Annotated in this window: 11 protein-coding genes and 1 pseudogene; 10 read left to right on the top strand and 2 right to left on the bottom strand. The window is 66.1% G+C overall.

The genetic code is table 11. The features are described 5' to 3' along the window. The first annotated feature begins 3 nt into the window (after positions 1 to 3). From AC5ZH6_RS20560 to AC5ZH6_RS20515, 10 genes are all read left to right on the top strand, one after another. A complete protein-coding gene (locus AC5ZH6_RS20560) occupies positions 4 to 837 on the top strand; it encodes a hypothetical protein (protein ID WP_006368328.1) in 834 nt (277 codons plus the stop codon). A gap of 4 nt (positions 838 to 841) precedes the next feature. Continuing rightward, positions 842 to 1,318: an RDD family protein gene (locus AC5ZH6_RS20555; RefSeq protein WP_014361155.1), complete on the top strand. Its 477-nt coding sequence runs from the start codon at positions 842 to 844 to the stop codon at positions 1,316 to 1,318. Further along, on the top strand, positions 1,315 to 3,249 hold the full coding sequence (locus AC5ZH6_RS20550) for a carboxyl transferase domain-containing protein (protein ID WP_006368330.1): 1,935 nt from the start codon (positions 1,315 to 1,317) through the stop codon (positions 3,247 to 3,249). Before AC5ZH6_RS20555 ends, AC5ZH6_RS20550 begins: the two co-directional genes overlap by 4 nt. 97 nt (positions 3,250 to 3,346) lie before the next feature. Further along, positions 3,347 to 3,781: a hypothetical protein gene (locus tag AC5ZH6_RS20545; RefSeq protein WP_006368331.1), complete on the top strand. Its 435-nt coding sequence runs from the start codon at positions 3,347 to 3,349 to the stop codon at positions 3,779 to 3,781. A gap of 204 nt (positions 3,782 to 3,985) precedes the next feature. Further along, a complete protein-coding gene (locus AC5ZH6_RS20540) occupies positions 3,986 to 4,855 on the top strand; it encodes a MetQ/NlpA family ABC transporter substrate-binding protein (RefSeq protein ID WP_006368332.1) in 870 nt (289 codons plus the stop codon). Continuing rightward, a complete protein-coding gene (locus AC5ZH6_RS20535; RefSeq protein ID WP_006368333.1) occupies positions 4,845 to 5,906 on the top strand; it encodes a methionine ABC transporter ATP-binding protein in 1,062 nt (353 codons plus the stop codon). Before AC5ZH6_RS20540 ends, AC5ZH6_RS20535 begins: the two co-directional genes overlap by 11 nt. Beyond that, positions 5,903 to 6,598 carry a methionine ABC transporter permease gene (locus AC5ZH6_RS20530; protein ID WP_006368334.1) on the top strand — a complete coding sequence of 232 codons (696 nt, stop codon included), beginning with the start codon at positions 5,903 to 5,905 and terminating at the stop codon, positions 6,596 to 6,598. The genes AC5ZH6_RS20535 and AC5ZH6_RS20530 overlap by 4 nt, the downstream gene beginning before the upstream one ends. Before the next feature lie 58 nt (positions 6,599 to 6,656). Further along, complete coding sequence (locus AC5ZH6_RS20525) at positions 6,657 to 7,277, top strand: nitroreductase family protein (RefSeq protein WP_006368335.1); 621 nt, start codon at positions 6,657 to 6,659, stop codon at positions 7,275 to 7,277. A 66-nt stretch (positions 7,278 to 7,343) separates the two neighbouring features. Continuing rightward, positions 7,344 to 8,003 carry a TetR/AcrR family transcriptional regulator gene (locus AC5ZH6_RS20520; protein ID WP_006368336.1) on the top strand — a complete coding sequence of 220 codons (660 nt, stop codon included), beginning with the start codon at positions 7,344 to 7,346 and terminating at the stop codon, positions 8,001 to 8,003. Between the two features lie 138 nt (positions 8,004 to 8,141). Beyond that, positions 8,142 to 8,789, top strand: coding sequence for a DUF5336 domain-containing protein (locus AC5ZH6_RS20515; protein ID WP_006368337.1), 648 nt, complete (start codon positions 8,142 to 8,144; stop codon positions 8,787 to 8,789). A gap of 316 nt (positions 8,790 to 9,105) precedes the next feature. On the opposite strand, the pseudogene AC5ZH6_RS20510 reads toward AC5ZH6_RS20515, so the two are convergent. Next, a pseudogene (locus AC5ZH6_RS20510) lies at positions 9,106 to 10,395 on the bottom strand (HNH endonuclease). A gap of 608 nt (positions 10,396 to 11,003) precedes the next feature. After that, positions 11,004 to 12,557: a MadC family VWA domain-containing protein gene (gene madC, locus AC5ZH6_RS20505; protein WP_035727136.1), complete on the bottom strand. Its 1,554-nt coding sequence runs from the start codon at positions 12,555 to 12,557 to the stop codon at positions 11,004 to 11,006. Positions 12,558 to 12,567 lie beyond the last annotated feature (10 nt).

Here is a 12,567-nt window from a genome sequence, read left to right as displayed (position 1 = left end):
GCGGTGAGCGACACGGGTTCCCGACCGGGCGGGTTGGCGGCGTTGCTGCAGTTGCCCCGGCAGGTGGCCTCCGCCGCGGCCGACGCCGCCGAGCGCGTACCGGTTGCCGGTGGTGTCGTGCGTGTGGCGCGGCGCACCACACACGAGGTCCTCGACGGCGTCGGCACCCTCGCCACGGCGGCGGCGGGCACGTCGATCGGAGCGGTGATCCACGCCGTCGTCGACGAGCTCAGTTCGATGGACCTCACGCCGCTCATCGGTGCCATCGATCTGAATCGGGTCGTCGACGCGGTGGATCTCGACGCGGTGCTCCGCGACATCGACATCAACGCCTTGATCGCGCGACTCGACCTCGACGCCATGATCGGCCGGGTGGACATCGCAGCGGTGATCGACGCGGTCGACGTCGCCGCGATCGTCGACCACCTCGACATCGACGCCATCCTGGACAAGATCGACATCGATGCCATCGTCACCCGCGTGGATCTCGACGGCGCCGTGGAGCGGGTCGACATCGACGCCATCATCGCCCGCATCGATTTGATCGGCCTCGCCGACGAGATCATCGACGGCGTCGACCTGCCCGACATCATCCGCGAGGCGAGTACCTCGGTGACGACCGAGGTGATGACCGACGTGCGCAGCAGCAGCGAACGCGCCGACGACGCGGTGGCCGATCTCGTGAACCGGTTGCTCCGACGTAAGGTGGCCGCCCGGGTCGCCGACGCCGGGCTTGTCGACGATTCCCAGAACGGTGACAACACGAGCGGTGGGGCCCAGAGCGATGGGACACAGAGCGATGGGACCCAGAGCGATGGGACACAGAACGGTGCATGATCCAGTGTCACACCACGATTCGGCCGGGCACCCGATCGCTCGTCCGCACGTCGTCCTCGACACCGATCGCTCGGCCGGGATCGTCAGCCGCGCGATCGCGGCCGTCCTCGACCTGCTGCTGGTGCTCGCGGTGATGGGCGGGCTGTACGTCGGGTGGCTGATGGCCCGTCTGATCTACGACGTGCACCAGTTCTCGCTGCCGAGCGCGAACCCGTTCTTCACCGCGACGACCTTCGTCGCGGTGTCGGTGATCTACCTGACCGGGTGCTGGTGCGTCTCCGGCCGCACGCTGGGGTCGGTGGTGATGGGATTGCGGCTGGTCAGTCGGAAAGGCAAACCGCGCGTTCGGCTTCCGGTGGCGCTGATCCGCGCACTGATCTGTGTGTTCTTCTCGGTCGGGCTATTGTGGGTCATCGTCGATCCGCGTCGTCGCTCGGTCGCCGACCTGGTGGTGCGCACGCGCGTGGTGTATTCGCGGTGAGCGAGCATGCGGAACATCCCTCGGCGGCACAGCTGATCGACACGCTCGCCGACCCGGATTCGTGGGAGACGTGGGACGATTCACCGCCGGCGTCGGTCGTCGCCGATGCCTACGACGACCAATTGCGCCGTGCCGCTGAGAAATCCGGGGTCGACGAGTCGGTGCGGACCGGGCTGATCCGGATCGGCGGGACGCCGGTGGTGGTGATCGTCAGCGAGTTCGGATTCCTCGGTGGATCGATCGGACATGTTGCCGGACACCGCATCACCACGGCGATCCGACGCGCCACCGAGCACGGATTCGCCGTCGTCGGTCTGCCGTGCTCCGGCGGCACCCGCATGCAGGAGGGTACGCCGGCGTTTCTGCAGATGGCGGCGATCACCGGGGCGGTGACCCGGCATCGTGCGGCTGGTCTGGCCTACCTCATCTACCTGCGTCATCCCACCACCGGTGGTGTGTTCGCGTCGTGGGGTTCGCTCGGCGGGATCACCTGGGCGCAACCCGGAGCGCTCATCGGCTTCCTGGGTCCGCGGGTCGTTGCCGGACTCGTCGGCACGCCGATCCCCGACGACGTCCAGCGCGCCGAGAATCTCGTCCGTCGCGGCATCGTCGACGACGTCGTCGCACCGGAAGACCTCCGCGATCGGTTGCGCGGCGTCCTCGACGCGCTCGCTCCCGAGATCGCCGCCGACGCCGTTGCCGAGTCGGAAGTTGTTGTTCCACAAGATGCCCCGATGGAGCATGCGGCGCCCGGTGCCGAATCGGTGTGGTCGGCGGTGACCGCGACCCGGCGTCCCGGACGCGTCGGGGTCCGGGATCTGATCGCCGTGCCCGGGTCTGCCCTGGTGGGAGCCGGCGGGCCGATCGTGGTGGCGTTGAGCCGATTCGGTGGCCGATCCGCTGTGGTGATCGGACAGGACGCCGACCGGCAACGTGCCGGCGAGCTGATCGGGCCGCACCACCTGCGTATGGTGCGTCGCGCACTGACCTTCGCCGCCGAACTCGGGCTACCGGTGGTGACCGTCATCGACACCCCGGGCGCAGAGTTGTCGGTCGCCGCAGAGGAGGACGGACTTGCCGGTGAGATCGCCCGGTGTACAGCCGAACTGATGGGTGTGCCGACGGTGACCGTCTCGGTGTTGCTCGGGCAGGGATCGGGTGGGGCTGCGCTCGCGCTGTTCCCGACCGATCGACGGGTCGCGCTGTCGGATGCGTGGCTGTCCCCGCTGCCGCCCGAAGGCGCCAGTCTGATCGTCCATCGGGACGTCAGTCATGCCGCCGGTATCGCTGCGGGACAGCAGATCCTGGCGATCGAGCTGGCCGGGCTCGGGGTGTTCGACCGCATCGTTGCGGTCGGCGAGATGGAGGACGGGGAGATGGAGGACGGGGAGATGGAGGACGGGGAGGCGGGAGACGGTGTGGCCGCATCGGCGACCCGGATACGAGAAGTGATCGCCGACGAACTGCACTCGCTGTCCGCGCCGGACCCTGCTGCACGGTCCCGGGTTCCCGCCGCCCCGTCGCCGCCCGGGGCGATGACGCGCATCCCGGCGGTCGGCGCCATCGTGCGTGATGCGGCCGGCCGATTTCTGCTGGTCCAGCGTGGGCATGAGCCGCAGGCGGGTATGTGGACCGTGCCGGGCGGCAAGGTCGAGTCCGGAGAGACGTTGGAGCAGGCCGTGATCCGCGAGATCGCCGAGGAGACGGGCATCGCCATCGAGGTCGTCCGGGAGGCCTGGGTGGTCGACATCCCCGATCGGCGTGCCGGCGTGGTCTACGAGGTCCACGACTTCGTGGCCACCCCGTTGACCACGGACGTCGTCGCCGCTGACGATGCCGCGGACGCGGGGTGGTTCGACCGCGGACAGATGCGTGCGCTGCCACTGACGCCAGGACTGCTCGACCATCTCGACCGGTACGGGCTGCTGTGACGCCGGTGACGGACAGACCTCGCGTATTGGTAAGCTGCGGTGCGCTATTGGACAGAGCGGCCCGCATGTGTGGCCGGGGTCGACCGGGGAGGGCAGCATGTCGGTGAGCCGACGCATCATGGCACCGCTGATCGCGGTGGTGGCGTTGTCGACGGGCCTGAGTGCCTGCGGTGACGATTCGACGAGCACCACGGGAACGGCTCCGACCTCAAGTGCCGGAGCGATGGATTCGCCGACGTCGAGCGCGCTGTCGGGGGCATGGACGGGGACGTGGACGTCGGTGGGGGAGACCAAGACCGCGCAACTCGGCGTGGTCACCGACAAGCCGTTCCTCGCGACCATCGACATCCCGGGCCGTTGTGGCGCCACGTGGAAGGAGACCTCGCGCGACGCCACTCACGTCGTGGTCGCGGCGACGGTCACCTACGGCCAGTGCGCCGACAACGAGTGGCAGCTCACCGTCTCCGGCCAGTCGATCTCCGCGGTCGATACCAGCGATCCGCAGACCCGGGCTCAGTTCCGACGAAGCTGACCGAGCGCATCACCGGCGCCGCGCAGACATTCCGTCCGGTGCCATCGGATTTGACCCACACTGAACGCAATCGCGTGCACGGCCATCGTCGCAGGTGGGTTCGGTGACATCGGGTCGCGCGCGATCGCGACGTCATCAATCGCGCGAATCGGACGCTAGCGTTCCTGAGGTTGTCTCTCGAACCAGTCCAGTGGAGGTACTGCCGTGCGATCGCGGATTCTCGTCCTGTTGCTCTCGTTCATCGCCGCCGCGAGCGTGATCACCGCGTGCGGTGGGGACGATTCGCAGGCGGTGAAGATCGGGGTCGCCGACGCGTCGGAAAGCTACTGGAACGTGTTCAAGCAGAAGGCCTCCGCTGCGGGCATCGACGTCGAGCTGGTGAATTTCACCGACTACAATCAGCCCAATCCCGCACTCGCCGAGGGGGAGTTGGACCTCAACGAGTTCCAGCACCTGCTGTACCTGGCGACCTACAATGCCAAGAACAACAAGGATCTGGTGCCGATCGGCGCGACCGCGGTCTACCCGCTACCGCTGTACTCCACTCAGTACAAGTCCGTCGGTGAGATCCCGCAGGGGGCGCAGGTCGCAATCCCCAATGACCCCACCAATCAGGCACGCGGACTGCTGGTGCTCGCGCAGGCCGGACTCATCACGCTGACGAAGCCGGGCAACGCTTTCTCCACGCCCGCCGACATCGATCAGGCGCGATCCAAGGTGAAGGTCATCGCCGTCGACGCCGGTCAGACCGCCGCGAATCTCGATTCGGTGACCGCGGCGATCGTCAACAACAACTACGCGACGTCGGCCAAACTGACCGCAGATCAGATCATCGCCTCCGACGATCCGAATGCTGAGGCCTCCAAGCCCTACATCAATGCGTTCGTCGCCCGCGCCGCAGACAAGGACAATGCCACCTACGCGAAGCTGGTGCAGATCTACCACGATCCCGAGGTGATCGCGGCGGTGAAGAAGTCGCTGGGCGACTCCGGGGTCATCAAGACGAACTCGCCTGCCGATCTGCAGGCGACCCTGAAGGGATTGGAAGCCGACGTGCGGGCCAATGGCTCCTGAGCCTGTCCCCGCCGGGGCGGCCCGGCGTCCGGCTGCAGTCGAGTTCGTGGACGTCGCAAAGCGTTTCGGCAAGGATGCGCCTGCGGTCCTCGACGGCATCAGTCTGCGCATCGATGCCGGGGAGATCGTCGGGATCATCGGGCCGTCGGGCGCGGGGAAGTCGACGCTCGCGCGTCTGATCAACGGACTCGAACGGCCCACCAGCGGTCACGTGCTGGTCGACGGACGGGACCACGGTGGGGCGCGTGAGCGCGAACTCAACGCCTTCCGAACCCAGATCGGGATGATCTTCCAGCAGTTCAATCTGTTCAACTCGCGCACCGTCGCCGGCAATGTCGGATTCGCGCTGCAGGTGGCGGGCGTGCCGAAATCAGCTCGACAACAACGCATCAACGAGCTCCTCGAGTTCGTCGGAATCGCCGACAAGGCGAAGGCGTGGCCATCGGCATTGTCCGGCGGGCAGAAGCAGCGGGTGGGTATCGCGCGGGCGCTCGCCTCCTCGCCGTCGATCCTCATCGCCGACGAGGCCACCAGCGCCTTGGACCCCCAGACCACGGACGACACGCTCAAATTGTTGCGTCGCATCAACTCCGATCTGGGTACCACCATCGTGGTGATCACCCACGAGATGGATGTGGTGCGCGAGGTGTGCGGCAAGGTCGCCGTTCTCGCCGACGGGCGACTCGTCGATCACGGCGAACTCTATGAGGTGTTCGCCCACCCGCGGTCGGAGGTCACCCGCAGCTTGCTGCGTCATGCCGTTTCCGGCGTCCCCGACGCGGACACGTTGACCGCGTTGCGATCTCGGCACTCGGGCCGACTGGTCACCGTCGAGGTCCGCGACGATGCCGCCCGTGTCGATCTCACCGGTGCAGTGGCGCGGGCCGGTGGGACCGCGTCGGTGATCCACGGTGGAATCGCCGATCTCGGCGGCCGCCCGTTCGGGGCACTGACCTATGAGGTACACGCCCCTGATTCGGCGCTTGACGAAATCGTCGACGAAAGTCGCACCGCCACCGGCATTGTCGTACACGAGGAGGTGAGCCGATGAGCCACAGCGCACTGGCCGCCGACGGCTTCACCCGGGTGTTCGGTGACGAACTGCGCCCGTTGCTGTTCCAGGCGATCGGGGAGACCTTCCGGCTCGTCGGCTTCACGCTGCTGATCGGTGGCGCACTGGGACTGCTGATCGGCGTGGTGCTGTATGCAACCAGTCCCGGGAACCTGTGGTCGAACGTATGGATCTTCAACGGACTCAACGTGATCGTCAACATCATCCGGCCGATACCGTTCATCATCTTCATCACTGCCATCGCGCCGTTGACCAAGACGGTGATGGGAACCCGAATCGGCACCGAGGCGGCGATCTTCCCGATGACGTTGATGGCGATGGTGGTGATCGCCCGAGTGGTCGAGCAGAGTCTCGTCTCCGTGGACCCGGGAGTGGTGGAAGCCGCCCGCGCGTGCGGCGCCGGCCGCGTGCGTACCCTGCTGACGGTGGTGGTGCCCGAGGGATTCGCGCCCCTGGTATTGGGTTATACCTTCATCTTCGTCGCGATCGTGGACATGTCGGCGATGGCCGGCTATGTCGGCGGCGGGGGACTCGGAGATTTCGCGTTCCAATACGGCTACCAGCAGTTCGACTGGAAACTGACTGTTGTCGTCATCGCGTTGCTGGTGATTCTGGTACAGGTGGGACAGTACTTCGGCAACTGGCTGGCCCGCCGCGCGCGACATCGCTGAGCCCGTCGCCACGCAGCTCCACACGCACGCAGACCAGACGCGAACAACGAGGTGACCGATGACTGAGCTACTCCCGCTCGACCCCGACCAACTGTTGACCACCACCCGCTCGGTGCGCAAACGGCTCGATCTCGAACGGCCGGTCCCGCTGGAGGTGATCACCGAGGCGCTGGAGGTTGCGCTGCAGGCGCCCACCGGATCCAACAGCCAGACCTGGCATTGGATCGTGCTGACCGATCCCGAGGTCAAGGAGAAGGTCGGCGCCTACTACGCACGTTCCTTCGCGGCGTACTCCGCCGAGCGCACACTCGCCGACGACACCGCTCGACGTGTCGCCTCGAGCGCGCAATATCTCGCCGACATCATGGGCAAGGTGCCCGCCCTGGTGATCGGGGCCATCTACACCGGCGGCGATCTGCCCGCCGGGAACCAAGCCGGCGTCTGGGGCTCGTTGCTGCCCGGCGCATGGAGTCTCAGTCTGGCCTTGCGCGCCCGCGGTCTGGGGTCGGCCTGGACGACCCTGCACCTGACCTACGAGAAGGAGGTCGCGGAGCTGCTGGGTATCCCGCCCACCGTTCACCAGGGGGTTCTGCTGCCCGTGGCCTACACGAAGGGCACCGACTTCAAGCCCGCCGGGCGCAAGCCCCTCGATGAGGTGCTCCACATCAACAAGTGGTGAGTGTGGTGACCGGGGCAGCGGAGTCGCCGACGCGGCCGTGGTGAGCCGGTAGAGTTCAGAATCACCATGTCGTCCGCCGAGTCTGCCCACACCACCCCGGATTCGGGCTCCGGGGTGGCCTCGGGCGGCCAGCGTCCGTCGAATCGTCGTAGCGCTGCCAAGGCCGCCCGCCGAGCCGAGCTGCTCACGGCCGCAGCCAGTCAGATGGCCGATCGCGGATTCGCCGGGGTACGACTCGAGGACATCGGGGGAGCGGTCGGCGTGAGTGGGCCGGCGATGTACCGACACTTCTCGTCGAAAACCGAACTGCTCGACGAGATGCTCCTCGACATCAGTCGTCGCCTCTACACCGGCGGACGAGAGGTCGTGCAGCGCGGCGGCTCGCCGGCCGAGACCCTCGATGCGCTGATCGCCTTCCACATCGACGTCCTGGTCACCAAGCCGGATCTGATCGCGGTCCAGGATCGTGACCTCTCCTCGTTGACGCCGGAGGCCAACCATGAGGTGCGTCGGTTGCAGCGCCGCTACGTCGAGGACTGGGTCGACGTCCTCATGTCCGACGACGAGGGCCACGCACTCGAACGTCAGGAGGCCCGTGTTCGCGTGCACGCCATGTTCGGGTTGCTCAATTCCTCGCCACGCCTACCGGATTTCGATCCCGACAGGTTGCGGTCGCTGCTCCGCACGATGGCACTCGCGGCGTTGCGAGTGCCCGTCACGTCCTGACGGCGAGTGACTCCTCCGGCGGTGCCGGTCCGACGAATGAATCTGCGCTGACGTTGGCCCCCAGTTCGGGGTCTGCCTCTACGCTGACACGCACGTGATGTCGTGTATGAGCGTTTCGCCGACCGAAAGGGACGAGCAGTGAATCCTGGTGACCCGAACAATCCCCAGCAGAATTGGGCGGCCGGGTATCCCGCGCAGCCGGGGCAGCAAGCCGGCCCGGCACCCACGCAGGGGTTCGGCCCGCAGCAGCCGGGAACGCCATCTGGGCAGTGGTCGACGCCGGGGCAGCAATGGGGTGCCCCGCCCGCTGCACCTCGCAGGCAATTCGACGCCCGCGCGCAGCTTGCCGCGATCTTGCTGGTGGCCGCTGCGGTGTCCGGGCTGATCACCTACTTCATGGGGTTTGTCAGTTGGGTTGTGGTCGACAACAACGTCACTGAGAATCAACTCGACAACTGGGGCCAGAACTTCGAAAACGGAAACTCCGGGGTGCCTGGCTTTGCTTCCTACGAGATCGTGCTCAATCCCGGCAAGTTCCTGATCATTCTGGGGGCGATCGGTGTCGCTGCAGCGGTGGTATTGGTGCCGCGATTCCGTAAGGCCGTGCCCTTTCTCGCCGTGATCGCGGCGGGTGCGTGGCTCGCCTTGTTCTCGGCCGCCGTGACCACGACGTCGGTGCCCGTCATCGGCGTCGGGGCCGGTGCCATCGTTGCGTTGATCTTCGGATTTCTTCAAGTGGCCTTCCTTCTCGCCGCCGCGGTGCTCGGTGGTGTGAATCGGAGCTGAGCTTCTGAGCCACGGTGGTCCGAAACCAGCTTCGGCGCAACAGGTCTCGAGGCTCGCCGCACGCGGCTCACACCTCGACCATCGATCTGTGATGCTCCACCCTACCTGCCCGACGGCCGTCCCATCCCGATGGTCGAGGTGCCGAGGAGCGCCAGCGACGAGCCTCGAGACCCCTTGTGCCGACAGGATTCCGGGCCACGGGCACACGACACCTCGACCATCGGGTGGGGATTATCTCTATGGAGTTCTCAAACAACAGATGCGGTCCCGGCCGGGCCGGGTGCAGGGAATCAGGCTGTAGTAGAGGCGCTTCGGGTCAGGCTGCGGTGTCGTCGAGTCGCATGGTGCGTCGGTGATAGGACGGTATCGGTCGTCGTTTCGGGTCGATGCTGGCGGGTGGGATCAGCCAGGGGTTCCGGTCGAATCCCATGATGATGTCCCATCCGTGGTGGTGGACATCGTCGTGGCAGCTGGTGCACAGTAGGCAGCCGTTGTCGAGGTCGGTGGGACCGCCCTTACTCTAGTGGGTGAGGTGGTGTCCTTGGCAGCGTCCGGCGTGTGCACCGCATTTGATGCATCCGCGGTCACGCACGAGTAGGGCTTTCCGTTGGCCGGGGGTGAAGAAGCGTTTCGCCTCGCCAACACTGAGGGGTACCCCGTTGGGATCGAGCATGATTTTCGTGATCGTGGTGTCACACGACAGCAGTTTGGCGGTGGCTTCGGTGATGGCCCCCATGTTCTGCAGGTCCCCGCCGAGTGCCGGGTTGTCTGCTGACCAGGTCCACAACAGTCCGTTGGTGGGTTTGGCCGAGAACGTGTTGTCGGCCAAGCCTTGTGTCGCCAACTCCACGATCGTTTCGAATGCAGCCGCGCAGATCTGTTCGGGAGTCCGCGGATCCGGGGACCCATCGGGTTGAGGTTTGGGCGCCGACAAGGTTTCCATCAGAGTTCTGGTTTTCTCCCCGGCGACGATGTCGAGGTTCGCCGAGATCTCCAACCGTCCGTCGTCGGTGATGCGGTCGGTGTAGGAGTTGATCGACTTGTCTTCGGCGGCCGGTAACCCGCCCGGTGTCTCGGCCGCCAACTCGTTCCCCAACTGCCGCGCGTAGGTGTTGATCTCGGCAGGGGTGAAGCCGGCGAAGTAGTGCGACAGCAGTTTCCGCAAGAGCTCACACCGTTGGACGGTGTCGAGGGGTTCGGGGGAGCGGGTGTCGATGTGCGCCAACCCACGCACGATGGCATCGGTGTGTTCGGACGAGATGGACCCGTCCGCCGCGTGCGCCAACAACAGATCCACATCGGTGGTGGCGGCGACCCGCACATATCGCGAAGCGACGGCGGGTGCGTAACCCATGCTGATCAACAACTCTCGTAGCCGGGTGGTCTTGTGATCGGCCACTCCCAGGCGATCCATCTCACCGGTGAGGGTGGTGGCGTGATGATCGATCAGGTTCCGCAACAACAGGACTTGTTTCATCGCACCGAAGGCTTGGGGGCCGGTCATCTCCGGATTCCATTGCAGGTCGCTGAGTTGGTTGACGATGTTGGCGAAGACTGCTTCGGCGTCAACGGATTCGGTGTCAAGAATGGTAGCGGTGTCGATCATGTGCCCCTCCCCGGTGGCTGATCGGTGTGATGGCTCCAGTGTACATCGCCAACGTGTTCGACGCAAGGGGTAGTTTGATCAATTCTGCTTGTGGACAACATCTTTCGGTGGCGATTTTCTGTCGGTGGGGTGTGGTAGGAGGTGCGTTTTTCGTTTGTCTTGCTCTCGATGTGGTTGGGAGGCTGGTTGTCTCACCGGGTCTCGAGGCCCGGCGCTTGGCGCGCCGTGCACCTCGACCATCGGGGGAAGGGCTGGCTTGGCCGTCGGGAGTGATGAGTTCGCGGCCCCAATGTGCAGACGCGGCTGGTGCAGCGGGGGCGTCTGCGAGTTCGGCTCGCGTTCGGCTCTTCGGGTGGTGGAAGTGGTTGCGATACTGGTTATCTCGCCGGGTCTCGAGGCTCGCCGCACGCGGCTCGCACCTCGACCATCGAGGGAAAAGTTCTTGGCCATCGAGGGGAAGGGTTCTCGAACAGCGGGGGAAAGTTCTTGGCCATCGAGGGGAAGGGTTCTCGAACAGCGGGGGAAAGTTCTTGGCCATCGAGGGGAAGGGTTCTCGACGATCGGGGTCATCGATGGGGTGTCCCGGGAGGGAAGGGGCCTGATGGGAGTCAGCGAAGGGCTGCGGCGAGTTCGTCGACATGGTCGACGAGTTCGGCGCCGTCGCGGGCGCTGATGAAGGCATCGCAGTACTCGATGTAATCGGTCAGGGCGCAACCGGTTTGGTTCCAGTAGCGGCGCGGTTCGGGAGTGATCCAGGCGAGCCGGTGCACGCGGCGGCTCACCTCGGCGAGGAGGTCGGGGCGGGGGTCGAAACCGTTGCTGCGAGCGTCGCCGGCGACGATCACCGATGTGCGGGAGCCGAGCAGGTCGCCGTGGCGGCCGAGTAGTTCGGTCAGCATCGAGCCGTAGTCGCTGGTGGCCGCGAGGTCGAGATCGTCGTCGGCCAGTACTGCCGCGAGTGCGGAATCGTCGTTGCTGCGGCGCAGGGCGTCAGTGACCCGCACCGGCCGGTCGACGAAAGCGATGACCTCGCAGCGCTCGCCGTGACGATGCAGGGTCTGCGCGAGCCGCAACAGAAACCCCGCCACCGGTCGCACCGACAACGAGACATCCACCAGCAAGAGCAGACGGACGGGCCCGGCGTGGGTCGTGCGCCGCCAGAGTTGCACCGGCACACCATCGGTGGCCACAGCCGCACGCATGGTGCGACGCATGTCGAGGCCACCGTGATCGGTGCGTCGAACAAGTTTCCGGGGCGCGCCACGCATACGTTGGACGAGCCGATGACAGGCCCGATCGATGTCGGCTTGATCCGACCACAGGGGACCAGTGGGCGAATCGGCGGAATCGACATCGACACCCGATCGCGCCGCCAGGTCCAGTCGCGCAGCCAGGGCGTCGACAAACACCTCGAGTGCCCGCTCCAACTCGGCGCGTGCAGCTGCGTCGAGGCCGTCGGCACCGTCGGTACCATAGGCGCGTCGAGCGTCGAAATCGGCGAGGGCGTCGAGGATCGCCTGCGCGCCGGCGACTCCCAGCGGGCTGCCATGTACCCGTGCGGCACTCCCGACGAGTTCACCGACGCTCGACGAATCAGCCTCATCCACCTCGATGGTGTAGGTGACCCCACCCGAGACGGACGCGGAATCCTGGTCGACGCCCAGTGATTCGGTACCCCCCGACACGGTGAAGTCGTTCTCCTCGCGGTGCGCGCTCTCACCGTGGCGTTGTCGGGCGTCGGGGTCGTCGACGAGGAGATCGCCGATGTCGTCGGTGTGCTCGTCCGCCCCGATCCGCCGGCCGGCTCCGGCGAAGTCCTCATCCCACTCGATGTCGTCGGGGAGGTCGGCGGCGGCGCCACGCGGTCGGGGGAGCGCGTCGTCTCCGCCGTCGAGCCGTCGGCCGCCGAAGAAGGCATCAAAGGCGTGATCGAATCCGTCTGTCTCGTAACCGTATTTGACGCTGACCGACCGCAGTGCCGTGCGGAGGCGATCGGTGTCTCCACCGACGATATCGAGTACTCGACGGATCTCGATGACCTCGGCCGGTGAGACTGCGACCCCGGATCCGCGCAGGACGCGGCCGAACAGGACCGCCAGCCGATCCAGCATGTCATCGCGCGGACCGGCCGGAACTCGCGGATGCCGTTGCGGGGAAACCATTGTCGTCGGC

The sequence above is a fragment of the Gordonia sp. YC-XJ4 genome (assembly GCF_059511865.1).
This window is presented reverse-complemented; position numbering and strand designations above follow the sequence as displayed.